Origin of the sequence: Microbacterium sp. KHB019, assembly GCF_037285405.1 — a bacterium.
In the GTDB taxonomy this organism is placed as follows: Bacteria; Actinomycetota; Actinomycetes; order Actinomycetales; family Microbacteriaceae; genus Microbacterium.
Genome location: NZ_JBBDHF010000002.1, coordinates 719,074 through 742,715 on the forward strand (window position 1 = coordinate 719,074; position 23,642 = coordinate 742,715).

Consider the following 23,642-nt stretch of genomic DNA (forward strand, 5'->3'; position numbering starts at 1 on the left):
TCCTAGAGTGGACCGAGACGGGGGAGGGCACATGTCCGAGAACAAGAGCAAAGCAGGCCGGCTCAACGGCCGGGTCATCGGCATCAGCATCGCGGCAGCGCTCGGCGGCTTCCTGTTCGGGTTCGACACCGCGGTCATCAATGGTGCCGTGGATGCCCTCGCCGGGGCCTTCGAGCTCGGACCGGGCCTGCAGGGCTTCGCGGTCTCGTCCGCGCTGATCGGCTGCGCCATCGGCGCATGGTTCGCCGGAAGTCTCGCGAACAAGCTCGGGCGCATCCCGGTCATGGTGATCGCGGCGATCCTGTTCCTGGTCTCGGCCATCGGATCCGGACTCGCCTTCGGTGTCATCGACCTGATCGTCTGGCGTGTGATCGGCGGTCTCGGTGTCGGTGCGGCATCCGTCATCGCCCCCGCCTACATCGCCGAGGTCTCGCCGGCTAAGGTCCGCGGCAGGCTCGGCTCTCTCCAGCAGCTCGCCATCGTCACCGGTATCTTCACCGCTCTGCTCTCGAACGCCCTGCTCGCGAACATCGCGGGCTCGGCGGCGAACGTCCTGTGGCTCGGCATCGACGCCTGGCGATGGATGTTCATGGTCGAAGCGATCCCCGCCATCGTCTACGGCATCATGGCGCTCCGACTGCCGGAGTCCCCGCGGTTCCTCGTCGCCCGAGGCAAGGTCGACAAGGCCTCGCAGGTGCTGTACGACTTCACCGGCGAGACGGACGTGAACCTCAAGATCGAGGAGATCCGCGAGAGTCTCGGCGACGAGAAGAACGAGTCGTTGAAGGATCTGAGAGGTGACCGCTTCGGTCTGAAGCCCATCGTCTGGGTGGGCATCCTGCTCAGTGTCTTCCAGCAGTTCGTCGGCATCAACGTGATCTTCTACTACTCGACGACGCTCTGGCTGTCGGTGGGCTTCGACGAGTCGAGCGCCCTGATGACCTCGGTCATCACATCGATCACCAACATCGTGGTCACGATCGTCGCCATCCTGCTGGTCGATCGGGTGGGCCGCCGCCCGATGCTCATGATCGGATCGATCGGCATGGCCGTGACTCTCGGCATGATGGCGCTGGCCTTCTCGTTCGGCACGCTCGAGGACGGTGCTGTCACCCTGCCGCAGCCGTGGTCGCTGATCGCTCTGGTCTGTGCGAACGGCTTCGTCGTCTTCTTCGGCGCCACCTGGGGCCCGCTCGTGTGGGTGCTGCTGGGGGAGATGTTCCCGAACAAGATCCGCGCCGGAGCACTGGCCGTCGCCGCGGCAGCGCAGTGGGTCGCGAACTTCTTCATCTCGACGACGTTCCCCGCGTTCGCCGAGATCGGGCTCACGTTCGCGTACGGCTTCTATGCGTTCTTCGCGCTGGTGTCGTTCTTCTTCGTCTTCTACCAGGTGCCGGAGACCAAGGGGCGGGAGCTCGAGACGATGACGGATGTCGTGAACCTGCCGCGCCGCGGTGGCAAGAAGCCCGCGTAGGCTCTGGAAGCATGTCTGAAGCCGTCCCCCGCCGCGCCAGCCTCGAGGTGCTGCGCGCAGAGGCGTCGGACGAGCTGGCTGTGCTCATCCAGGAGCGGTTGCTCAGCGGCGAGGACCCCTGGGAGTTCATGGAGGATCTCCCCAGCGTCGACGAGCTCGTCGTGTTCCTCCTGCGGGCTGACAACATCGCAGCAAATGACGGCGTTCGCCCGAACGCAGCGCGCAACTACCGTGTGATGCGGCAGATCGCTCTCGAGTATCCGGAGCTCACGACGGCCGTGTGGGGGCTCCTCGGCGAGGGATCGCAGCATCGCCGGTGGGATGCCACGATCGCTGACGCGTCCTAGCATCCCGGGCTGAGCCGCCGAACAGAAAGAACCCGCCCTCCCTGACGGAAGGACGGGTTCTTCAGTGAAACGGGATCAGCCGATGAACGCGGCGAGGTCCTGCTCGAGAGCGGGCTTCGGCTTGGCGCCGATGATGGTCGTCTTGACCTCGCCGCCCTGGAAGACCTTCATCGCCGGGATCGACGTGATCTGGTACTTCATCGCGAGCTCGGGGTTCTCGTCGACGTTGAGCTTCATGATGGTGATCTTGTCGGGGTGCTCCGCCTGGATCTGGTCCAGAACAGGAGCGACCATGCGACACGGTCCGCACCACTCGGCCCAGAAGTCCACGAGGACGGGGCCCTCAGCCTGCAGCACGTCCTGCTCGAACGTCGCCTGGCTCGTTACCTTGGCAGTCATCTGCTTCTCCTTGATCGAAGTTCACCCACTGCAACAGCAGAGGTGTCGGAACTGTTCCCTACGCGATGATCTCGGCTGCCTCGGCAGCCGGGACCTCCACCGAGGCGTCCTCAAGATCCGCGAGGAAGTGCTCGGCGTCGAGAGCGGCGACCGTTCCTGAGCCGGCGGCTGTGATCGCCTGGCGGTAGGTCGGGTCGATGACGTCGCCGGCGGCGAAGATGCCGGGAACGGAGGTGCGGGACGAGCGGCCGTCGACCCAGATCGTGCCCTCGGCGGTGAGCTCGAGCTTGTCGTGCACCAGGTGGGTGCGCGGGTCGTTGCCGATGGCGATGAACAGACCGTCGAGGGACAGCTCGCGGGTGGACCCGTCGACCGTGTCGCGCAGGGTGACGCCGGTGACGGCATCCCCACCGGTGATCTCGGCGACCTCGCTGTTCCAGATGAACTCGATCTTGTCGTTCGCGAACGCGCGCTCCTGCATGATCTTCGAGGCGCGCAGCGTGTCCTTGCGGTGGATCACGTAGACCTTGTCCGCGAAGCGGGTGAGGAACGTGGCCTCTTCCATCGCCGAGTCGCCGCCGCCGACGACGGCGATCGTCTTCTCGCGGAAGAAGAAGCCGTCGCACGTCGCGCACCACGAGACGCCGTAGCCCGAGAGGCGCTCTTCGCCCTCGATGCCGAGCTTCCGGTACGCAGAGCCGGTGGCGTAGATGATCGTGTGGGCCTCGTGCTCCGCTCCGCTGCCGAGGACGACCTTCTTGACCGGGCCGTCGACCTGGAGCGAGGTCACATCGTCGTACACGACCTCGGTGCCGAACCGCTCGGCCTGCGCCTGGAACTTCGACATCAAGTCGGGACCCTGGATGCCGTCGGGGAAGCCGGGGTAGTTCTCGACCTCGGTGGTGTTCATCAGCTCGCCGCCGACTTCGACCGAGCTCGCGATCAGAAGCGGCTCGAGGTTCGCGCGGGCCGCGTAGATGGCGGCGGTGAATCCGGCGGGGCCGGAGCCGATGATGATGACCTTGCGCATGTCCTCTTCCTTCTCGCGTGCAGACGCGTCCCTGCGTGAAACCAATCGTAACCGCGCGGCATTCCCGCTGCGGTTGTTGTGACCGGGGTCGGACCTACTCCGCCGCCGGGGCCTCTGTCGCGGCATCCGCCTCGCTGTCCTTGCGACGACGAACGATGGTGCGCACGATGCCGAGGATCAGCAGCAGGCCGATGAGGCCGCCCAGGATGCCGAGGCCGATGCCCTCCCATTCGGCGCGCACCGTGACCTTGGCGGTCTGGTCGGTGCCGATGTGCACCCCGGTGGGAGAGGTGAGACTGAACCGCACATCGAGCACGCCGCTGCCGACGCGTGCGGAAACGGGGACCTTCACCCGCGTGTTGCTCGCCGGCTGCGCTGCCACAGCGGTGAGCGGTTCGATGTCGAGGCGGGCATCCGACGGCGTCGATGTGAGCGTCACGTTCACCGGCCAGGGGAGGTCGTTGCGCACCCACACCGGCAGGGGAGCGGCGGCCGTGAACAGCTGAACGGGACTCGGTTGCTGCACGCCGACGGAGTTCAGGGTGACGGTTGTCTGCGTGCGGTGCGCTCCGGTCCCCGGCGCGAAGACGCTCGCGGTGCCGACGCCGATCAGGCGCATGATCTCGATGCGCTCCGGCGAGAGGAGTACGAGCGGGTCGTCGAGGATCGACGCGAACGAGGTGAGCCGGACCTCGTCGGCGAGGAGATCCTTCAACGCGTCAGCTCGCGCCGTCGTGGTGTCGCCGACGATCGTGGTGGATGCCGGCTCCTCTGAGCGCAGCGCGGAGAGCGACGTCGGGGCGCCGATCGACGAGAGCGAGAGGATCGTCTCGCGCAGGGCGTCAGCGGTGCGAGTCTCGTTGCGGTCGAGGCCGATGAGCAGCGACGAGTGCGGCACGAGGCTCAGCCCGGCGATGCCCGCCGTGATGGTGCGCTCCCGATCCGACTCGTCGGCGGTGGCGGCGGCCTCCGACAGCGCTGCGGAGGCGACGGCATCGGTCACGAGGATACGGTGGCCGTCGACCTCGACCAGCGCGCTGCTCTCGGCCGCGACGGAGGAGGACGGCAGGATCGTCGTGATGTCCGCATCGAGATACTCGTCGAAGGTCTCGAGATCGGCGGTTCGGGCTTCGCCGAGTGGCCAGAGGATGTCGGTTTCGGCATCCCTGACCGCGCCGAGCTCGGAGTCGGTCGGGATCTCCGGCTCGAGCTCCGTCGGCGTCGGGCTCGGCGTCGGGCCCTCGGCTTCGCCGGTGTCGACGAAGTTCGCCTGGTCGATGAACGGCGACAGCGGTAGCGGTCGGAGGAGCTCGGGCAGACCCGCACGCGCTTGAATCGTCGCATCCGCATCTCCGGGCTGCAGCGTGAATCGCTCGTTCGAAAGCGACTCCAGGCGGGCCAGCCACGACGTGGCATCCGCCGGCGCGGCCGAACCCAGAGCACGGATGGCCGTGGGGATGAGCGGGTCGATCGCGATGGCGGCCGAGGTGCCGGCGACGCCGTCCAGTTGCGCGGTCAGGGCGCCATCGGGCGCGGTGAGGGCTGTGAGCTCCTCGGCGCTGAGCAGGCTGCCGTCGGCCGGCGTCGCGGTGATCGGCACGACGACGGTGAGCTGCAGGTCCTTCTCGGCGGTGACCACGAGCACGCTCGTCGCGCCGGGGCTCTCGGTGATCTCCGGCCCCGTCAGCAGCGCACGGATCGGATAGACGCCGGCGGGCAGCTTGCCGAGCACGGTGGTCGTCGCGCTGATCGTCGTCGACGCGGTCTGGGCGGCGGCCACCTCATCGGAGTCCTCGACGCCGATCGAGGTGAACGCGCCGTCGGCGTCACCGCCGTCGAGCCAGGCGGTCAGCGCCGCAGCATCCGCCAGGGGGGTCTTGTTGATCTCGACCGACACGCGCCCTGCGGCCACGGCCGCGTCGGTGCCGTTGTCGATCGTCACGGTCGCGGTCACCGGCGCATCGGGCGCCACGACCCCGTGGATGCCGGCGGTCAGCGAGAGCTCGACGACGGCATCCTCGTCCGGCGTCTGCACGTCGGCGACGGCGGATGCCGGGGCGATCAACTGACCGGCCGCGATCGCCCCGACGGCGATGGCCGCCGCCAGCGCACCGCGGATGCCGCGGTGCGCGCGGGCACGTCTGCCGTTTCGGGGGCTGATCAAGTCTCTGGTCTTCCTCGGGCGCGCGGTGGCGGCGGCCCGTGAGTTGTGACCCCGCAATTCTAGGCGGGCGGCGTCGGGGAACCCTGAAGGCGCGTAGAGTGACCGCCGTGTCCGACGCCCTGCCTCCCGTACCCGACCCTGCCCTCGTCTCGGCGCTCGCCGCCGACCTGGATGCCTCGGACTTCCGCTCCGAGCCGCTGCGGCGCCTGTGGGGAGAGGAGGCGGATGACGCCCTCGGTCGCGGAGTCCGCGAGCCGCTGCTGCGGGCCGTCGACGGCGACTCCAGTGCGCTGGCGACCCTGGGTCGTCTGCTGGTTCTCGGGATGCCGCAGCCCGCCGCGCTGGTCTCGGCGGCGCTGCCGCGGCTCGGCGCCGAAGGTCTCGCAGCCCTGGGGCTCGCTCGTGTGAGCGGCGCGGATGCCGTGCCGACGGCGCTCGTGCGACCGCAGTCGTTCGTGGACGCCGACGGCATCGGGGAGTGGTGGATCGCCAGCGATCTCGACGAACTCGCCCTCGGCACCGAGCTGCCCGCCGATCACGTGCTCGGGGTCGGCGGAGCATCCCGCACCCTGGCGGAGCTGATCGTGCCGACGCCCGTAGGCAGGGCGCTCGACCTCGGGACCGGATGCGGCATCCAGGCGCTCCTCGTGTCTCGGCACGCCGGCGAGGTCGTCGCAACCGACGTGTCGTCGCGCGCACTGGCCTTCGCGGCGCTGAACGCGCGACTGAACGGGGTGAGCAACATCACTTTCCAGCTGGGGAGCATGTTCGAGCCGGTGGAGGGGGAGGCGTTCGACCTCATCGTGTCGAACCCGCCGTTCGTCATCACGCCCCGGGTGGACGGTGTCACGGCGTACGAGTACCGCGACGGGGGACTCATCGGCGATGCGCTGGTGGAGCAGTTCGTGCGATCCGCCCCAGCGCATCTCACCCCTGGCGGGATCGCTCAGCTTCTCGGTAACTGGGAGTCGGTGTCCTCGGGTTCCGATCCTTCGACCGGGCCGGGGGCCGAAGGGTCGACGACCTCAGGTCTCGACCGCCTCGAATCGTGGATCGCGCCGGACCTCGACGCCTGGGTGGTCCAGCGCGAAGAGCTCACACCCCTCGAGTACGCCGAGCTGTGGATCCGCGACGGCGGCACGACGCCACGTGAGTCGAAGTTCGGCCGAATGCTCGAAGCCTGGCTCGACGACTTCGCAGACCGCGGTGTCACGGCCGTCGGCTTCGGATATGTTCTGCTGCGACGGGGCGCCGCCGGCCGCGCGCCCCTCCGGCGCTTCGAGAGGCTGTCGCAGCCGCTCTCGGCCCCGGGGAGAGCGCTGCGCGACGGGCTCGCTGCTCACGACGTACTCGGCGACGGCATCCCGCAGACTCTCGTGACGGCATCCGATGTCACCGAGGCGCGGCACTACATGCCCGGCGACGACGATCCGAGCGTGATCGAGCTGCGGCAGGGCGGCGGATTCGGGCGGACCGTCTCGGCCGACACCGCGCTCGCCGGATTCGTCGGCGCCTGCGACGGCGAATTGACGGTCTCGCAGATCGCCGGCGCCCTCGCCGACCTGTTCGACGTGCCGCTGGCCGACCTCTGGGCAGAGCTGGAGCCGCGCATCCGCGAGCTCGTGCAGGACGGGTTCCTCGTCGCGGCATCCTGACGCGCTTCGGGGAATGCCGCCGGCATCCATTCGGTTGCATGGAGCATGAAGGCTTTCGGTTTCCTCTCGTTCGGCCATTACGCGCCCGTCCCCGGCTCTGGCACCCGCACCGCCGGCGACATGCTGCACCAGTCGATCGATCTCACCGTCGGCGCGGACGAGATCGGCGTGAACGGCGCCTACGTGCGGGTGCATCACTTCGCGCGTCAGGCCGCGTCGCCGATGCCGCTGCTCGCGGCGATGGCCGCGAAGACCGAGCGCATCGAGGTCGGCACCGGCGTGATCGACATGCGATACGAGAACCCGCTGCAGTTCGCCGAAGAGGCCGCCGCTCTCGACCTCATCGCCCGTGGGCGCATCGCGCTCGGCGTGAGCCGCGGTTCACCCGAGACCGCCCTGCGCGGCTACGAGGCGTTCGGATACGTGGGGTCGGAAGACCCTCGTGGCGCTGACCTCGCCCGCGACAAGTTCGACCTGTTCCTCGAGGCGATCGACGGTGCCGGCGTCGTCCAGGGCGACCCGCAGCAGGTCGGCGAGGGCCGCTACCTGGCGATCGAGCCGCGCTCCGAGACGCTGCGCGAGCACATCTGGTGGGGCTCCGGGTCGCGTGCGACGGCCGAGGAGACCGGACGCAAGGGTCTGAACTTGATGAGCTCGACGCTGCTCACCGAGGCCACCGGGGTGCCGTTCCACGTGCTACAGCGCGAACAAATCGATCTGTACAGGGCGGCGTACCAGGCGGCAGGGCATGAGGGGACTCCCCGAGTGTCGGTCAGTCGCAGTGTGTTCCCGCTGATCTCCGACATGGACCGCGCGTACTTCGGTCTGCGCAGTGCCGAGAACGGCGACCAGGTCGGCATCATCGACGGATTCCGCTCGACCTTCGGCAAGACCTACGCGGCAGAGCCCGATGTGCTGATCGAGCAGCTGCTCGCCGATGAAGCCGTGATGGCCGCGGACACTCTGATGCTGACGATCCCGAACCAGCTGGGCGTCGACTACAACCTGCACGTGCTGCAGGCGTTCGCCGAGCACGTCGCCCCGGCGCTGGGTTGGAAGCCGAACACCGAGGGTCCCGTTCAGGGCGACCCGGTCTGACGGATCAGGGCGGCCCGACCGCTACAGGAGGATCGTGGTGAAGATCGAGTCGCCGTGCGCGGCATCGCGCCGGCTACCAAGCCGCAATAGCCGATCCGTTCGCGGGTCGCGCTCCAACCACAGCTCGCGGTGAAACGCAGCATCCTCCGGAGCGGTACCGCCCCGCTACGCTTCGGGCATGAGCTATTCGCTGAACGGCAGCTCTGACGACCATCGGGTCGAGGCGCTCAAGCGGCAGCACCAACAGCGTCAGAGCCGCTTTTTCATCACGTTCGCCGTCGTCGAGGGTCTGGCGATCCTGGCGGCTGTCGTCGTCGTGTATCTGTTCGGTCTGGTCGATCCGCAGTTCGGCATCTGGATCCTCCTCGGCATCGCCCTGATCGGAGCGACAGCGATGAGCACCGGCATCATGTCGATGACCCGCCGTCACGCCCAGGAGCTGCGCGACATCACCGGGCGCTGATCGCGCTCTCGGCCGCGGCATCGGGGTCTGGCTGCTCGGCGATGAGCCTGATGATCGGGCCGAGCACCGCCTTGACCGTCATCACCCGCATCGCGGTCTCGCGCAACCATGCGACGGCCCTGCCGCGGCGGAACATCAGCTTCGCAAGCATCCGCGAGTTTGACTGCGCGGATTCGACGCGCGGCTTCTGCACGTGCTCCCACTCGGCGAGCACCGCCGAGAGACTCGTGCGGTCGGCGTGCGCGAGCATCCGCCCCAGCATCCACGCGGATTCCATCGCCATGCCCGCGCCGATGCCGGCAGTCGGGAGGAATCCGGATGCCGCGTCGCCGAGCAGCACCGCATGTCGTCGGGCATCGATCCAGCGCTGCGCACGGACGTCGGTGAGCGGCCACAGATAGGTGTCGGGATCGGCGGTGACGGCATCCAGGGCCGCGCCGAGTCGCGGACCGATCTCGGGTGCGGCCTTCCGGACGCGCGCAGCGAGCGCCGAGGGCCCGATTCTCAGATCGGCGACGGGGCCGCCGAGGAAGATGCCGATCCGATCCTTGACGGGATAGACGCCGAGGAAGAGACCATCACCCCACAGCTCCTCGCCGAGCGCGGGGTCGTCGCCCAGCGCGTCCGACCAGGTCACCCAGCCGGCCCAGCCGGTGTCGACGGTCGACACCTCGCCGACCTCGAGCAGGTCGCGCGTGCGCGAATGGATGCCGTCGGCGGCGACGACCAGATCGAACGCCGCGCGCTCGCGGGAGCTGAACCCGACGTCGTCTCCGATCGTCGTGATCGTCGTGTCGAACGTCACCGGGCATCCGTGCGCCGTGAGCACCTCGAGGAGCACACCGCGTTCGATGCCCTGGTAATCGCCGTGGAGCGAGAGCAGGGCGCCGAGGTCGTCCGTGCGAAGCGTCCTGCCGCGATGTGAGCGGAAGGCGTAGCGGGTGAGCGGCGCGCTGCGGGCGAGGTACTCGTCGTGCACGCCGATGTCCTTCAGCACGGGATCGACGGTCGGCATGAGGGCGAGCATGTAGCCGGGATGCTCCATGCGCGGCATCCGCTCGATGAGCACCGGATGGAGACCCCGGGTGCGCAGGAAAGACGCGAGAGTGACACCGGCGACGCCGGCACCTGCGATGAGGACGCGCAGGCGATCGTCCCTCTGCGCCTCGAGCTGCTCGGAGAGCGTGGTGGCGGTGAGCATGCGGTCCTCCGGATGACGCTCTGGACTGGGTGGTCCAGAGCCTACTCCTGATTGGACTGGGTGGTCCAGTATGATCGCGACATGGATGATTTCGAACGGCCGGCACCCGACCGACACCGCGCGCTCGCCGAGGCGACGGTCGCGGAGTTCTCGCGCGCCGGGTATGAGGGCGCGTCGCTGAACCGGATCATCCGTGCCGCCGGCATGAGCAAGAGCTCGTTCTACCACTTCGTCGGATCCAAGGACGAGCTGTTCGACACGGTCGTGCGGATGCTCATCGCCGATGTGGCCGCCATATGGACGCCGCCGGCGCCCGCCGAGTTCGCGGAGTTCGGCGCGCGAGCGTTCTGGCGACACGTCGATGAGCTGCTGGAGCAGCTCGGGGCCCTGTCTGCGACACCGGCGCTGCAGCACCTCGGCCGGATCTTCTACCTGCCGGGCGGAGCGGAAGCGTCGGGCGCTCGCGCTGAACTGCTGGCGAGCGTGCGCGCCTGGGTGAAGGACGTGCTGAAGACGGGGCGCTCGTCCGGCGCCGTGCGCGACGAGCTTCCGCTCGATCTGCAGGCCGACATCGTCTTCGCCGTGCTGCGTGCGATCGACGAGTGGGCCCTCGCCGGCGGGGGCATGACCGCCGAGCGGGCTGCGGTCGCGGCATCCGCCCCCGGCCTGGTGCTCCGCCGACTGCTAGCGGCGTGACGGGGCCTGCCGGACTGCGCACGAGTCATCCGGGATTCGGCACGATGAGTCACGTCGCAAGCGCCCGGTAATCTGGAACCCATGCTGAACATGGCCGAGGGGCTTGCACGTCTGCGCGCGCTCGCCGAAGGACCGGTCGTCTCGGCGGTCGCCGACGCGTTCCACGCTGCGGGCTTCGAGCTCGCCGTCGTCGGGGGGCCGGTGCGCGATGCGCTGCTCGGCCGCGACGTGAACGACCTCGACTTCACGACCAACGCGTCGCCCGACGAGATCCTGAAGATCGTCACGCCGATCTCTACCGCGCAGTGGGACATCGGCCGCGCCTTCGGGACGATCGGCGCCAGGGTGCCCGGTTCTGGCGGCAAGGGCGAGCAGGTCGAGATCACCACCTACCGCGCCGACAGCTACGACGGCGTCACCCGCAAGCCGACCGTCGAGTTCGGCGACACGATCGAGGGCGACCTCGTGCGTCGCGACTTCCGCGTGAATGCGATGGCTCTGCAGGTCGCATCCCCGGAGACGGCGCGAGAGATCAAGCTCGTCGACCCGACCGGCGGCGTCGAGGACCTCGTCGCCGGCATCCTGCGCACCCCGGCCGATCCGAACGTCAGCTTCGGCGACGATCCGCTCCGGATGCTCCGTGCCGCCCGCTTCAGCGCACAGCTCGGCTTCGAGATCGACGACGCGACGCGGGAGGCGATCACCCGCCTGCGCGACACGCTGAAGATCGTCAGCCCCGAGCGCATCCAGGGCGAGCTCGTCCGGCTCATGCAGACCGACGACCCCGTCCGCGGCATCCGCGTGCTCGTCGACACCGGCCTCGTCGAGGAGTTCCTGCCCGAGATCAGCGCTTTGCGCCTGGAAGTCGACGAGCACCATCACCACAAGGACGTCTACGAGCACTCGCTCACCGTGCTGCAGCAGGCGATCGAGCTCGAGCACTCCCGCCACCCCGGCGAGGCGCCCGACGTCGCCCTGCGCATCGCCGCGCTCCTGCATGACATCGGCAAGCCGCGGACGCGCAAGCTCGAACCAGGGGGAGCGGTGACGTTCCACCACCACGACGTGGTCGGTTCGCGCATGGCGCGCAAGCGTCTGCAGGCCCTGCGCTTCGACGGCGACACGACGGATGCCGTGGCCACGCTCATCGAGCTGCATCTGCGCTTCTTCGGCTATGCCGAGGGGACGTGGACGGATGCTGCCGTCCGCCGCTACGTGCGCGATGCCGGCGACCTGCTCGAGCGCCTGCACATCCTCACCCGAGCGGACGTGACCACGCGCAACAGGCGCAAGGCCTCTCGTCTGGCATCCGCCTACGACGACATCGAGAAGCGCATCGCCGACCTGCGCGAGCAGGAGCAGCTCGACGCCATGCGTCCAGAGCTCGACGGCAACCGGATCCAGCAGATCCTCGGGATCGGCCCCGGTCGCGAGGTGGGCGAGGCATACAGGTTCCTGCTCGACCTGCGTCTGGACGAGGGCATGATCGGCCCGGATGCCGCCGAGCAGCGTCTGCGCGAATGGTGGGCCGCGCGGGGGTAGCGCACCGCGCGCGTCGCTCGCGGGAATACATCTCGTCGACAGTTGGTTGCACCTGCAAGTAAATACTTTCGCAGAGGAGCCGCAATGACCGCCACCGAGTCCGTCACCGACCGCACGCTGAACACGCAGACCGCGATGGATGCCGTGACCCTCCGCGTCGGCGACCTCGAGAACATGTCGTCGTACTACGCGAACGCGCTCGCCCTGGATCCGATCGAGGAGCGCAGTCGCGGTACCGAAGTGCACCGCGTTCTCGGCCGAGGTACGACCCCGATGGTGCGCTTGATCGGCACGCCGAATCTCCCCGCGGTCGACCCGAGGCAGGCCGGCCTCTTCCACACCGCGTTCCTGTTCGAGGATGCGCCGGCGCTCGCAGCCACCGTGCTCCGCGCCGCGCAGGACAATCGCGGCCACTTCACCGGCTCGAGCGACCACCTGGTGAGCGAGGCCTTCTACTTCACCGACCCGGAGGGCAACGGCATCGAGCTCTACGTCGACCGCGCTCGCGACCAGTGGCAGTACGTGAACGGCGAGCTGCAGATGTCGACCCTGCACCTCGACCCGAACGCCTACCTCCAGCAGCACCTCGACCAGCGGACGGTCGACTCCGTCGCCACGCAGGCCGGCACCGTCGGGCACGTCCACCTGCAGGTCGGCGACATCGACACCGCGCGCGCCTTCTACGTCGATACTCTCGGATTCGAGACCACGGTCGGCAGCTACCCCGGCGCTCTGTTCGCCTCGGCAGGCGGCTACCACCACCATGTCGCCATGAACACCTGGAACAGTGCCGGCGCCGGACCCCGCGCCGCGCAGCTCGGCCTCGGGGATGTCGCCATCACGGTCCCCGGTCGCGAAGACCTCGACGCCCTCGTCGCCCGCCTGAAGGCACGCGGTCTGCAGTTCGCCGACGACGGCCGCGCCGTCACCGTCACCGACCCGTGGAACACCCAGGTCACGATCGCCCTCCCCGGTGCGGGCGTCGACGAGGTGCTGGGGCGATGACTCCGGCCGCGATCGTATCCGAGGACTTCGCCGGCGACGCGACCGCCGTCGCCCTCTTCCTGCACGGGTACGGCTCGAACGAGCGCGATCTGACCGCCCTGGCGTCGGCTCTTCCCGACGGGATGCCGTGGGCCTCTCTGCGTGCGCCGATCGAAGTGACGCCGGGCGGACACGCCTGGTTCCGGATCGTGACGCCAGGGCATCCTGATCAGGACGCGCTGGATGCCGCGACCGGCGCGATCCGGTCGTGGGTCGATGCTGCCGTTCCGAGTGCTGCGCGGATCGTGCCGATCGGCTTCTCGCAGGGCGGCCTCATGGCCACTCAGCTGCTGCGCACCGCACCGGAGCGCGTGCTCGCACCGGTCGTCCTCGGCGGATTCGTCGCGGCCGGCGAGCAGAAGGCGGATGCAGCGCTGCGCGAATCGCGCCCTGCGATGTTCCTCGGCCGCGGCGCGGATGACCAGGTGATCGCGCCGGCCGCTGTCGAGCGCACCGACGCCTGGGCACCGGTGCACACGACCCTGGACGCCCGCAGCTACCCCGGCCTCGGCCATGGCATCGACGCGCGCATGCTCGCCGACGTGCAGGCGTTCCTCGCTCGCGTCGGATCCCCCCAGGATCACACCGCATGACCCCTCCGTTCGAGATCGGCATCTTCACGTTCGGCGAACTCAGCCGCACCCTGGACGGCCGGTTCACCGACCCTGCGGCGCGCCTCGAGCAGCTCCTGGAGTGGGCACGCGTCGCCGATCAGGCAGGCCTCGACGTGTTCGGCGTCGGTGAGCACCACCGGCCCGACTTCGCGGTCTCGTCCCCGCAGATCGTGCTCGCCGCCGCAGCGCGGGAGACCGAGAGCATCCGCCTGACGAGCACGGTCACCGTGCTCTCGAGCGCCGACCCCGTCCGCCTGCACGAGGAGTTCGCGACGCTCGATCTGCTCAGCGGCGGTCGCGCCGAGATCACCGCGGGTCGCGGTGCCTACATCGAGTCGTTCCCGCTGTTCGGGCAGGACCTGCAGCGCTACGACGAGTACTTCGACGACCGCCTCGACCTGTTGCTCGCCGCCCGCGAGAGCAGCGAGATCACGTGGACGGGAACGACGCGCGCCCCGCTTCGGGATGCCGGCGTGTACCCGCGTCCGCAGCAGGAGAAGCTCCCGGTCTGGATCGCGGTCGGCGGCACTCCGGCCTCCGCCGCCCGCGCCGGCTCCCTCGGGCTGCCGATGTACCTCGCGATTCTCGGCGCCCCGCCGCGGTTCCGTGCGCTCGCCGCACTGCACCGCGAATCGGCTTCCGCCGCGGGGCTCGCCGCACCGCAGCTGGGCGTGACCTCGCACTTCCACGTAGCCGAGACGACGCAGGCCGCGCGCGACGCGTTCTTCCCGCACTACGCCGCCTACTTCGCCGAGAACATGCCGCGCGGCGGGCGACTCGACCGTGACACCCTCGACACCTGGGCGGATCCAGGCGGAGCGCTGTTCGCGGGCAGCCCTGCGGAGATCACCGACAAGATCCTGTGGGAGCACGAGATGCTCGGCCACACGCGCTTCCTCGCGCAGGTCGGCCTCGGCGGCATCAGCCAGCGCGACACGCTGCGCTCGATCGAGCTGCTTGCGACCGAGGTGCTGCCCGAGGTGCGCAAGGCGCTCCGCCCGGCCTAGCCGACGCCCGCCAGAGCCCCGCGACACGTTGCGGTCTCGTTACAAATCGTGCGGCGGATTCGTGTTGAGGCCCCCTCGCGCGCATGATTGAGTGCATCGCCGCGTCCACCCGATGCGGCACGACCTTCACAGACGAGGGAGATCCATGTCTTCGCACATCCACAGGGGCCGCGTTGGCCTCGCCATCGGCGCGATCGGCGTCACGAGTCTGATCCTGGCCGGCTGCGCCGGCGGCGGGAACACAGGCGACGGAGACGGCGGAGGCGGTGGCGGTGGCGGCACGGTCATCGTCGGCACCACCGACAAGGTCACCACGCTCGACCCGGCCGGTTCCTACGACAACGGCTCGCTGGCGGTTCAGACCCAGGTCTTCCCGTACCTGGTCAACACCGACTACAACAGCACCGAGGTCGTCCCCGACCTCGCAGAGTCGGCAGAGTTCACCTCGCCGACCGAGTACACCGTCACGCTCCCCGAGGGCTTGAAGTGGGCGAACGGCAACGACCTCACGTCGGCAGACGTGAAGTTCTCGTTCGAGCGCAATATCGCCATCGCCGACCCGAACGGCGCATCGAGCCTGCTGTACAACCTCGACACCATCGACGCCCCGGACGACACCACCGTGGTCTTCCACCTGAAGACCGAGAACGACCAGGTCTTCCCGTTCATCCTCACGAGCTTCCCCGGCGCGATCGTCGATGACGAGGTGTTCGCGGCTGACGCGCTCACCCCCGATCAGGACATCGTCGACGCGAACGCCTTCGGCGGCCCGTACACGATCACCTCGTGGGACTTCAACAAGACCGTCGAGTTCGCCCCGAACGAGAGCTACAAGGGACTTCTCGACGCCGCGGCCAACGACGGTGTCATCCTCAGCTACTACGCCGAGTCCTCGAACCTCAAGCTCGCCGTCCAGCAGGGTGACGTCGACGTCGCGTACCGCAGCCTGTCTGCCACCGACGTCGAAGACCTCGGCACGAACGACGACGTGCAGGTCATCGACGGCCCCGGCGGCGAGATCCGCTACATCGTCTTCAACTTCAACACGCAGCCGTACGGCGCGACGACCAGTGACGCCGACCCGGCCAAGGCTCTCGCCGTCCGCCAGGCCGTCGCCGACCTGATCGACCGCGACGCCATCTCCGACCAGGTCTACAAGGGCACCTACACCCCGCTGTACTCCTACGTCCCCGAGGGCTTCGCCGGCGCAACCGAGTCGCTGAAGGGTCTCTACGGCGACGGCAACGGAGCACCGGATGCCGACAAGGCCAAGGCCGCGCTGGAGGATGCAGGCGTCACCGTCCCGGTGAAGCTGAGCCTGCAGTACAGCCCCGACCACTACGGCCCGTCGTCCGGCGACGAGTACGCGCTGATCAAGTCGCAGCTCGAGGACAGCGGCCTGTTCTCGGTCGACCTGAAGTCCACCGAGTGGGTCCAGTACTCCGAGGACCGCACGGCTGACGTCTACCCGGCGTACCAGCTCGGCTGGTTCCCGGACTACTCCGACGCGGACAACTACCTCACGCCGTTCTTCCTCAAGGAGAACTTCCTGGGCAACCACTACGACAACGCCGAGGTCAACGACCTCATCCTGAAGCAGGCCGTCGAGGCCGACCCCGACACCCGCACCGCGGACATCGAGAAGATCCAGGACCTCGTGGCCCAGGACCTGTCGACGGTTCCGTACCTGCAGGGTGCTCAGGTGGCCGTCGCCGGCAAGAGCGTGGACGGCGTCATCCTCGACGCTTCGTTCAAGCTCCGCTTCGCTCCGATCACCAACAACTAGCGTGTCTGGCCGTCGGGTGTGCGTCGTGTGCGCACACCCGACGGCCGACGCCTGTATTCCGTCATGACGACAGATATCTCCGTCCCGGCGGCCGGCCCTGCGCCCGCTGCCCCCGCATCGCCCACCTCACGCCGACGACCGAGCAGTGGAAGCTCGCTCGGACGCTATGTGCTGGTGCGGTTCCTGCTGATGATCCCCACGGTGCTGATCCTGGTCACCGTGGTGTTCTTCCTCATCCGCCTCACCGGTGACCCGATCACCGCTGCACTCGGCGGCCGGCTCCCTGCCGATCAGCTCGCGCAGCGCATCCACGAGGCCGGTTACGACCGGCCGATCCTGGTGCAGTACTTCGAGTACCTCGGCCAGATCCTCACCTTCAACTTCGGTACGACCATCACCGACCGCCAGCCGGTCGTCGAAGTGCTGGTCACCTACGGTGGCGCCACGCTCGAGCTGGTCTGCTACGCCCTGATCGTCGCCTTCGCCGTCGGCATCCCGTTCGGCATGATCGCCGCCGCAAAGCGCGACCGCTGGCCGGATGCCGCTCTGCGCGTCTCCGCGATCCTGTTCTACGCCACCCCGGTGTTCTTCTCCGGTCTCGTGGCGAAGCTCATCTTCTCGGTGTGGCTCGGCTGGCTGCCGGTCTCTGGTCGCGCGAATGTGCGAACGGAGGTCGCCCTCAACCGCAGTGGCGGAACCGGGATCTACCTGATCGACGCGATCGCGACGGGCAACCCGGTGTACATCCAGGATGTGCTCCTGCACGCCGTGCTTCCCGCCCTCACGCTGGGGCTCCTCACCGCCGGCATCTTCCTGCGGCTGGTGCGCACCAACGTCATCGGCACGTACAACATGCCGTACATCGATGCGGCTCGTTCACGCGGCGTTCGCGAGGGGCGTCTCGTGCGCAAGCACGCGTACCGCCCCGCACTGATCCCGATCATCACGGTCATCGGCCTGCAGATCGCGCTCATGCTCGGCGGCGCCGTGCTGACCGAGACGACGTTCGAGTGGAAGGGCCTCGGGTTCCAGCTCGCCGCCTACCTGAGCGCACGCGACTTCGTCGCCGTGCAGGGCATCGTCGCGATGATCGCGATCATCGTCGCGCTGACGAACTTCATCGTCGACATCGTCGCGGCCTTCATCGACCCGAGGGTGAGGTACTGACATGGCGAAGAACAGCTTCTTCGCACGGCTCCCCGTGATCCGTCAGCTGCGTCAGAGCGTCGGCCTTCAGCGCGGGATGCTGGTCGCCGGTCTCGTGCTGACCGGCATCTTCCTGATCTGCGCGATCTTCGCGCCCCTGCTCGCGCCGTACGAGTACAACCAGCTCAAAGGCGAAGACGGCAACTTCGGCGCCCAGCAGGCACCCAGCGCCGCGCACCTGCTCGGTACGACGGTCGGCGGGTACGACGTCCTCTCCCGCGTGATCTGGGGTGCGCAGACCGCACTCATGGTCATCATCGTGGCCGTCGCCCTCTCCGTCGTCATCGGCGTGCTGCTCGGACTCGTCTCCGGCTACCTCGGTGGCTGGGTCGACCGGATCCTCGTCGTCGTCGCCGATGCGATCTACGCGTTCCCGACGCTTCTGCTGGCGATCGTCGCCGCGATCGCGATCTCGGGCGGCCAATCGGGTCTCTGGCCCGGCGTGATGGCCGCCGCCGTCTCGATCACCGTGGTGTTCGTGCCGCAGTACCTCCGCGTCGTTCGAGCAGAGGTCGTGCGGGTGAAGGCCGAGGCGTTCGTCGAGTCGGCCAGGGTCATCGGTGCGTCGAACGGACGCATCATGTTCCGCCACGTGCTGCGCAACTCCACCAGGACGCTGCCGCTGATCGTGACGCTCAACGCCTCCGAGGCGATCGCCACGCTCGCCGCCCTCGGCTTCCTCGGCTTCGGCATCGAGCCGACGGCCGCCGCCGAGTGGGGGTACGACCTCAACAAGTCGATCAGCGACGTCGCAGCCGGCATCTGGTGGACGGCGGTCCCGCCAGGGCTCGCGATCGTGCTGGCGGTGCTCGGCATCACCCTCATCGGCGAGAGCCTGAACGACCTCGCCGACCCCCGCCTGCGGGCCCGCCGGCGTGCGAGCAAGACGCCCGCAGATGCCGTGGCCGCGACGCAGCCGATCGCACGTGAAGACCTGGGAGAGGTGCAGTGATGGCATCCGCTGTCGAGATCAACGACCTGGACGTCACGTTCGTCACGGACGGCGGCGATGTGCACGCCGTCCGCGGCGTCAGTCTGGATGTTCGCGCGGGCGAAGTGCTCGCGATCGTCGGTGAGAGCGGATCGGGCAAGACCGTCACGGCGCGCTCGATCCTCGGGCTCCTGCCCGAGACCTCGACGGTGCGCGGTGCCGTCGTCGTCGACGGCACGGACGTCACGACTCTGGATGCCGCAGGCCTGCGCAGGCTGCGCGGTGAGAAGGCCGCGATGGTGTTCCAGGAGCCGTCGACGGCCCTGAACCCGGTGTTCTCCGTCGGGTGGCAGCTCGCCGAGGGCCTCCGTGCGCACGGCAACGTGTCGAAGAAGGAGGCGCGACGCCGAGCGATCGACATGCTGCGGAGGGTCGGCATCCCCGAGCCGGAGCGGCGAGTGGACGACTACCCGCACCAGTTCTCGGGCGGTCAGAAGCAGCGCGTCGTCATCGCGATGGCCCTCGCTCTCGACCCCGCGGTGATCATCGCGGATGAGCCGACGACGGCGCTCGACGTGACCGTGCAGGCCGAGATCCTCGAGCTGCTGCGGACCCTGCGGGACGAGGAGGGCACGGCGATCGTGCTCATCACCCACAACATGGGTGTCGTCGCAGACCTCGCCGACCGCGTGGCGGTGATGCTCGAGGGCGAACTCGTCGAGACCGCCCCCGTCAGGGAGCTGTTCGCCGACCCGCAGCACGAATACACGCGGAGACTGCTCGCCGCCGTGCCGCGGCTGCAGGTCAGCGAGCGCGAGGCGCCGGTGTCCGAGACGGGACCGCTCGTCAAGGCCGAAGGGCTCGTGATCGAGTACGCCGGGCGTTTCGGGCGGAACGCGTTCCAGGCCGTGAAGGGCGTGGACTTCACGCTCTCACCGGGTGAGGTCGTGGGACTGGTCGGAGAGAGCGGATCGGGCAAGACCACGATCGGACGCGCGATCGCCGGACTCACCCCCGTCGCAGGCGGCTCGCTCGAGGTGCTCGGCATGGAGATGCTCGGGATGAAGGAGCGCCGGTTCCGTCCTCTGCGGAATCAGCTCGGCTTCGTCTTCCAGGATCCGGCGACCAGCTTCAACCCGCTGCTGACGATCGCGCAGAACGTCGCAGAACCGCTGATCGTGCACGGCCTGGCGAAGAACCCGGTCGATGCCCGAGGCAAGGTCGACGAGCTGCTCGAAGCCGTGCAGTTGTCGGGATCGTACGGCGACCGGTTCCCGCACGAGCTCTCGGGTGGGCAGCGCCAGCGCGCATCGCTCGCCCGAGCACTGGCTCTGGACCCGAAACTGCTCATCGCCGACGAGCCGACCAGCGCCCTGGACGTCTCCGTACAGGCGAAGGTCCTCGAGCTGTTCGGCGAGCTGCAGGAGCGGTTCGGATTCGCGACGCTGTTCATCACGCACGATCTCGCTGTCGTCGACATGCTCGCGCACAAGGTCGTGGTGCTGCACCACGGTGAGATCGCCGAGTCCGGCCCGACCGCACAGGTGCTGGGCAACCCGAAGGACGACTACACGCGCAGGCTCATCGCGAGCCTTCCCGTCCCCGATCCGGTCGAGCAGGCCGCCCGCCGCGCCGCCGCGCGCGGCTGACCTCGCTGCCGAGAAACCATTTCCAGCACGAGACACCACCTCAAGGGGTGTTTCTCGGGCTGGAAGTGGTTTCTCGCGGGCGGGCGTCAGCGGCCGAGCTCGGCGGCGACGGCAGCCCGCAGCCATGCGCGATAGCGTTCGGGGCTCCACCCGGACTGCGCCACGAGCTGCTGGTACGCCTCGGGCGAGAGCAGGAACGACAGCACCGCCGCGGTGCCGGCGACATCCTGCGTGTGCGCGGCGAGTCCGCGCCGCACGAGCTCTGTGACGAACGCGATGTTGTCGGCGGCTCGACGGGCCAGCATCCCCTGCAGCGCGGCATCGACGACCGGGTCGGACAGCGCGGCACCCAGCAGCACCGTCCACAGCGCGTGACCACGGGCGTTCGCCGCGGCGATCTGCGTCAGCACGGCGTCGAGGAACCCGGCATCCGGGACATCCAGGACGCCAGCCGCAACCTCGGTGTCGGTCAGCGAGTCGGCCCCCTCCGAGCCCGAAAACGTGACCTCGAAGGCCGAGATGAGCAGCTCGGCCTTCGACGACGCCGACTTCACCGTCTCGCTGGACACCCCGGCCTCGCGCGCGATTGCCGCGATTGTGGTCGCCTGGTAGCCGTTGGTGGCGAAAAGGCGGGCGGATGCTTCGATGATGCGTCGTCGTGTCTCGAGCGCCTGCTGCGCCCGCAGCTCGGAGCGGTAGGCACGGGGAGCCTCAGAAACCATTGACTTTCCTCACGGGGTGATGAATACTTCTTCAGTAAATTCAACCTTACGGAAAGAACAGCGCATGTCCACTTACCTCATCACCTGTACGCCGGCGCACGGCCACGTTCTGCCGCTGCTTCAGATCGCGCGTCACCTCATCGAGCGCGGCGACGAGGTGCGCTTTCTGACCAGCATCCGCTACGCCGAACGCGTCACCGCGACCGGCGCACAGTTCGTCGCACTGCCGGCCGACGCCGACGTCGACCTGGACGACGCGGATGCCGCGTTCCCCGAGCGCGTGGGCCTGACCGGCCCCGCGGCTCTCCGCTTCGATATGAGCAACCTGTTCATCCGTCCCGGCGCCGCGCAGCTCGCCGCTGTGCGGGCCGAGATCGCCCGCGGCCAGATCGACGCGATCCTGTCCGAACCGCTGTTCGTCGGCTGCGCGCTGCTCCAGTTGCTGCCGAAGACCCGGAGACCGCCGGTCGTCGTGCTCGGAATCTTCCCGCTCGGCGCCCGCAGCCGCGACACGGCGCCGTTCGGCCTCGGCGTCACCCCGATGCCCGGACCCATCGGTCGACTGCGCAACGCAGCGCTGCGCACCATGGCCGAGCGTGTCATCTTCGGCGGCGTGCAGAAGGAGGCCGACGCCATGGCTGTCCGCGAGACCGGGCAGCTGCTCGGCGGCTTCGTGCTCGACTGGCCCGGTCGCGCCGACGCGTACGTGCAGTTCACGGTGCCGGAGTTCGAGTATCCGCGCCCGGATCTGCCCGGAACCGTGCAGTTCGCCGGGCCGTTGACTCCGAGACCGGCGAACACCGGCGACCTGCCGGACTGGTGGGGCGACCTCGACGGGTCGCACCCCGTTGTCCACGTCACTCAGGGCACGATCGCGAACTCCGACTTCACGCAGCTCGTGATCCCCACGATCACGGCGCTCGCGGCATCTGACGCTCTCGTCGTCGTGTCCACCGGCGGTAGGCCGATCGACACGCTCCCGTCCGACCTGCCGATCAACGTACGCGTCGCGGAGTACCTGCCGTACGACCGGCTGCTGCCGCTCGTCGACGTGCTCGTCACGAACGGCGGCTACGGCGGTGTGCAGCAGGCGCTGTCCCATGGGGTGCCGATCGTCGTCGCAGGGCAGACCGAGGACAAGGTCGAGGTGTCGGCCCGCGTCGGATGGTCGGGTGCCGGGGTGAACCTGCGCGCGACCACGGTCAGGCACGAGCGTGTGCGCGCAGCAGTCGAGAAGGTCCTGCACGATGCGTCCTACCGCGCGAACGCCGAGCGCATCGGCGCCGCCATGCGCGCCTCCGACGCCGAGGCGGCGCTGGTCGAAGCGCTGGATGCTGTGACCCTCGACTGGGTTCGGGCGGCCTGACGCCCCCCGCTTCTCGCGGGCGGGTGTGCGACGAGGGGCGGTGCTACGCGAGCACGCGCAAGAACATCCACCCGACGCCCACCAGAACGACGATCAGGATCATGACCCAGCGGCCGCTCCGCTTCAGCCGCCGACCCTGCCTGGCCACCCCGGGCGGCGGCGTCAGCATCCCGGCCGGGGGCGCGAACGGCAGCGCGTGCGTGCCGGCGCCGGTGCTCCCGGCATCCGGAACACCGGCGGGCGCACCCGGGGCGGATGCCGAGGCCGATGAGTACGTCGGGCCCTGCTCCTGGATCAGTCGATCATCGCGCCACCGCGCCCACTGATCGAGCTTCGTCATCAGCGCGCCGACGGCGCCGAACAGCCAGGCCCAGGTCGCGGCATCCAGCGTCGAGGCCTCCCGCTTGGTGTAGAGGAAGAGCCAGTCGTCGACGATCTCGACGTCGAGCTGAGCTGCGCTGTCGATGAAGCGAGCCATGATGTCGGGGGTGAACAGGTACAGGGCGTCCTGCTCGTAACCCTCGGGGCAGTACAGCGTGAAGTACTTGTCGAAATCGCCCTCGAGCGAGAGCCGCTGGTCCCTGGCGAAGGAAGCAGGCAGGTTCGATCCGAACCCGTTGTTGCCGAGGGCGTCGAGCACGATGTTCGGCAGCGGAACGTCGAGCTTCACGGCGACGTAGCCCCACTTGTAGGTCGTGGAATTCTTGCCCGACTTCACCGTGTACTGGTAATTGCCGAACTCCACGAACCGTGGCGTGTGCCCGCGGACGAGTTGCGTCGCCCTGCGCGAACGGCCGAGATGGAAGATCATGCCGGGCAGCGGCGGATCATCCACCTGGTCCTGGTACGTCATGCCGTTCGCCGTGGCGAAGCGGCTGAGGCGGAAGCGCGCGACGCGGCTCCGGCGGTGAGCGATGAAGGCGAACGCGGCGATGGCGACGAGCACCACGAAGAAGAACAGGAACGGCAGACCGATGATGGCCGATCCGCTCCGGATGCCGGCGGAGATGCCGACCGCGACCATCGGCAGCGCGACGGCGGCCATGATCGCGACCACGATGACCACGATGACCGTGCTCGCCACGGACCCTCCGGCCCCGCGTGCCCGCATCTCGCGGACGAACGCGCTGACGTCCTTCGGATCGACGGGCTCGGTGAGCGGTCGGGCGTCGAAGGAGACCGGTGCGGGCGTTGTCACGCCTCAACGGTAGCCGCCGACCCCGCACCGCACGTCATCCGGCGCTTACA

The 23,642-nt window shown here is 68.7% G+C and carries 21 protein-coding genes; 15 read left to right on the forward strand and 6 right to left on the reverse strand.

Annotated features, from left to right (window positions below):
* The first annotated feature begins 31 nt into the window (after positions 1–31).
* Both KHB019_RS09865 and KHB019_RS09870 read left to right on the forward strand, forming a co-directional pair.
* On the forward strand, positions 32–1,474 hold the full coding sequence (locus KHB019_RS09865; RefSeq protein ID WP_230104150.1) for a sugar porter family MFS transporter: 1,443 nt from the start codon (positions 32–34) through the stop codon (positions 1,472–1,474).
* Positions 1,475–1,485: 11 nt separating this feature from the next.
* A complete protein-coding gene (locus KHB019_RS09870) occupies positions 1,486–1,821 on the forward strand; it encodes a tryptophan synthase subunit alpha (protein WP_337458830.1) in 336 nt (111 codons plus the stop codon).
* 75 nt (positions 1,822–1,896) lie between these two features.
* Here KHB019_RS09870 and trxA read toward each other — a convergent pair whose 3' ends face one another.
* From trxA to KHB019_RS09885, 3 genes are all read right to left on the reverse strand, one after another.
* Positions 1,897–2,220, reverse strand: coding sequence for a thioredoxin (gene trxA, locus KHB019_RS09875; protein WP_230104152.1), 324 nt, complete (start codon positions 2,218–2,220; stop codon positions 1,897–1,899).
* Between the two features lie 58 nt (positions 2,221–2,278).
* Complete coding sequence (gene trxB / locus KHB019_RS09880; protein ID WP_337458831.1) at positions 2,279–3,250, reverse strand: thioredoxin-disulfide reductase; 972 nt, start codon at positions 3,248–3,250, stop codon at positions 2,279–2,281.
* 94 nt (positions 3,251–3,344) lie between these two features.
* Positions 3,345–5,414: a DUF6049 family protein gene (locus KHB019_RS09885; RefSeq protein WP_337458832.1), complete on the reverse strand. Its 2,070-nt coding sequence runs from the start codon at positions 5,412–5,414 to the stop codon at positions 3,345–3,347.
* A gap of 98 nt (positions 5,415–5,512) precedes the next feature.
* Here KHB019_RS09885 and KHB019_RS09890 point away from each other — a divergent pair, with 98 nt between their 5' ends.
* The 3 genes from KHB019_RS09890 (at position 5,513) to KHB019_RS09900 (ending at position 8,630) form a co-directional block, all read left to right on the forward strand.
* Entirely contained in the window at positions 5,513–7,069 is a 1,557-nt protein-coding gene (locus KHB019_RS09890) for a DUF7059 domain-containing protein (RefSeq protein ID WP_325471609.1), read from the forward strand.
* A 45-nt stretch (positions 7,070–7,114) separates the two neighbouring features.
* On the forward strand, positions 7,115–8,167 hold the full coding sequence (locus KHB019_RS09895) for an LLM class flavin-dependent oxidoreductase (RefSeq protein WP_337458833.1): 1,053 nt from the start codon (positions 7,115–7,117) through the stop codon (positions 8,165–8,167).
* A gap of 178 nt (positions 8,168–8,345) precedes the next feature.
* A complete protein-coding gene (locus KHB019_RS09900; RefSeq protein WP_337458834.1) occupies positions 8,346–8,630 on the forward strand; it encodes a hypothetical protein in 285 nt (94 codons plus the stop codon).
* Here the strand turns inward: KHB019_RS09900 and KHB019_RS09905 are convergent.
* On the reverse strand, positions 8,617–9,831 hold the full coding sequence (locus tag KHB019_RS09905) for an FAD-dependent oxidoreductase (protein WP_337458835.1): 1,215 nt from the start codon (positions 9,829–9,831) through the stop codon (positions 8,617–8,619). The genes KHB019_RS09900 and KHB019_RS09905 overlap by 14 nt on opposite strands.
* Positions 9,832–9,912: 81 nt before the next feature.
* Between KHB019_RS09905 and KHB019_RS09910 the strand changes: the two genes are divergently transcribed.
* The 9 genes from KHB019_RS09910 (at position 9,913) to KHB019_RS09950 (ending at position 20,306) form a co-directional block, all read left to right on the forward strand.
* Positions 9,913–10,527, forward strand: coding sequence for a TetR/AcrR family transcriptional regulator (locus KHB019_RS09910; protein WP_337458836.1), 615 nt, complete (start codon positions 9,913–9,915; stop codon positions 10,525–10,527).
* Positions 10,528–10,608: 81 nt separating this feature from the next.
* Positions 10,609–12,069, forward strand: a complete 1,461-nt coding sequence (locus KHB019_RS09915; RefSeq protein ID WP_337458837.1) for a CCA tRNA nucleotidyltransferase — start codon at positions 10,609–10,611, stop codon at positions 12,067–12,069.
* A gap of 84 nt (positions 12,070–12,153) precedes the next feature.
* A complete protein-coding gene (locus KHB019_RS09920; RefSeq protein ID WP_337458838.1) occupies positions 12,154–13,074 on the forward strand; it encodes a VOC family protein in 921 nt (306 codons plus the stop codon).
* On the forward strand, positions 13,071–13,706 hold the full coding sequence (locus KHB019_RS09925; RefSeq protein ID WP_337458839.1) for an alpha/beta hydrolase: 636 nt from the start codon (positions 13,071–13,073) through the stop codon (positions 13,704–13,706). Before KHB019_RS09920 ends, KHB019_RS09925 begins: the two co-directional genes overlap by 4 nt.
* On the forward strand, positions 13,703–14,734 hold the full coding sequence (locus tag KHB019_RS09930) for an LLM class flavin-dependent oxidoreductase (RefSeq protein WP_337458840.1): 1,032 nt from the start codon (positions 13,703–13,705) through the stop codon (positions 14,732–14,734). Before KHB019_RS09925 ends, KHB019_RS09930 begins: the two co-directional genes overlap by 4 nt.
* A 145-nt stretch (positions 14,735–14,879) precedes the next feature.
* Entirely contained in the window at positions 14,880–16,520 is a 1,641-nt protein-coding gene (locus KHB019_RS09935; RefSeq protein WP_337458841.1) for an ABC transporter substrate-binding protein, read from the forward strand.
* A 63-nt stretch (positions 16,521–16,583) separates the two neighbouring features.
* Complete coding sequence (locus tag KHB019_RS09940) at positions 16,584–17,687, forward strand: ABC transporter permease (RefSeq protein WP_337458842.1); 1,104 nt, start codon at positions 16,584–16,586, stop codon at positions 17,685–17,687.
* Position 17,688: 1 nt separating this feature from the next.
* Positions 17,689–18,678 carry an ABC transporter permease gene (locus KHB019_RS09945; protein WP_337458843.1) on the forward strand — a complete coding sequence of 330 codons (990 nt, stop codon included), beginning with the start codon at positions 17,689–17,691 and terminating at the stop codon, positions 18,676–18,678.
* A complete protein-coding gene (locus KHB019_RS09950) occupies positions 18,678–20,306 on the forward strand; it encodes an ABC transporter ATP-binding protein (protein ID WP_337458844.1) in 1,629 nt (542 codons plus the stop codon). The genes KHB019_RS09945 and KHB019_RS09950 overlap by 1 nt, the downstream gene beginning before the upstream one ends.
* 86 nt (positions 20,307–20,392) lie before the next feature.
* Here KHB019_RS09950 and KHB019_RS09955 read toward each other — a convergent pair whose 3' ends face one another.
* Entirely contained in the window at positions 20,393–21,028 is a 636-nt protein-coding gene (locus KHB019_RS09955) for a TetR/AcrR family transcriptional regulator (protein ID WP_337458845.1), read from the reverse strand.
* A 64-nt stretch (positions 21,029–21,092) separates the two neighbouring features.
* On the opposite strand from KHB019_RS09955, the gene KHB019_RS09960 reads away from it, so the two are divergent.
* Positions 21,093–22,394, forward strand: coding sequence for a glycosyltransferase (locus KHB019_RS09960; RefSeq protein WP_230102360.1), 1,302 nt, complete (start codon positions 21,093–21,095; stop codon positions 22,392–22,394).
* Between the two features lie 43 nt (positions 22,395–22,437).
* Here KHB019_RS09960 and KHB019_RS09965 read toward each other — a convergent pair whose 3' ends face one another.
* On the reverse strand, positions 22,438–23,592 hold the full coding sequence (locus tag KHB019_RS09965) for a hypothetical protein (RefSeq protein ID WP_337458846.1): 1,155 nt from the start codon (positions 23,590–23,592) through the stop codon (positions 22,438–22,440).
* Positions 23,593–23,642 lie beyond the last annotated feature (50 nt).

Coding starts and splice junctions, on each gene's coding strand:
- KHB019_RS09865 (WP_230104150.1), top strand. CDS start 32: ATGTCCGAGAACAAGAGCAAAGCAGGCCGGCTCAACGGCCGGGTCATC.
- KHB019_RS09870 (WP_337458830.1), top strand. CDS start 1,486: ATGTCTGAAGCCGTCCCCCGCCGCGCCAGCCTCGAGGTGCTGCGCGCA.
- trxA (WP_230104152.1), bottom strand. CDS start 2,220: ATGACTGCCAAGGTAACGAGCCAGGCGACGTTCGAGCAGGACGTGCTG.
- trxB (WP_337458831.1), bottom strand. CDS start 3,250: ATGCGCAAGGTCATCATCATCGGCTCCGGCCCCGCCGGATTCACCGCC.
- KHB019_RS09895 (WP_337458833.1), top strand. CDS start 7,115: ATGAAGGCTTTCGGTTTCCTCTCGTTCGGCCATTACGCGCCCGTCCCC.
- KHB019_RS09900 (WP_337458834.1), top strand. CDS start 8,346: ATGAGCTATTCGCTGAACGGCAGCTCTGACGACCATCGGGTCGAGGCG.
- KHB019_RS09905 (WP_337458835.1), bottom strand. CDS start 9,831: ATGCTCACCGCCACCACGCTCTCCGAGCAGCTCGAGGCGCAGAGGGAC.
- KHB019_RS09910 (WP_337458836.1), top strand. CDS start 9,913: ATGGATGATTTCGAACGGCCGGCACCCGACCGACACCGCGCGCTCGCC.
- KHB019_RS09915 (WP_337458837.1), top strand. CDS start 10,609: ATGCTGAACATGGCCGAGGGGCTTGCACGTCTGCGCGCGCTCGCCGAA.
- KHB019_RS09920 (WP_337458838.1), top strand. CDS start 12,154: ATGACCGCCACCGAGTCCGTCACCGACCGCACGCTGAACACGCAGACC.
- KHB019_RS09925 (WP_337458839.1), top strand. CDS start 13,071: ATGACTCCGGCCGCGATCGTATCCGAGGACTTCGCCGGCGACGCGACC.
- KHB019_RS09930 (WP_337458840.1), top strand. CDS start 13,703: ATGACCCCTCCGTTCGAGATCGGCATCTTCACGTTCGGCGAACTCAGC.
- KHB019_RS09935 (WP_337458841.1), top strand. CDS start 14,880: ATGTCTTCGCACATCCACAGGGGCCGCGTTGGCCTCGCCATCGGCGCG.
- KHB019_RS09940 (WP_337458842.1), top strand. CDS start 16,584: ATGACGACAGATATCTCCGTCCCGGCGGCCGGCCCTGCGCCCGCTGCC.
- KHB019_RS09945 (WP_337458843.1), top strand. CDS start 17,689: ATGGCGAAGAACAGCTTCTTCGCACGGCTCCCCGTGATCCGTCAGCTG.
- KHB019_RS09950 (WP_337458844.1), top strand. CDS start 18,678: ATGGCATCCGCTGTCGAGATCAACGACCTGGACGTCACGTTCGTCACG.
- KHB019_RS09955 (WP_337458845.1), bottom strand. CDS start 21,028: ATGGTTTCTGAGGCTCCCCGTGCCTACCGCTCCGAGCTGCGGGCGCAG.
- KHB019_RS09960 (WP_230102360.1), top strand. CDS start 21,093: ATGTCCACTTACCTCATCACCTGTACGCCGGCGCACGGCCACGTTCTG.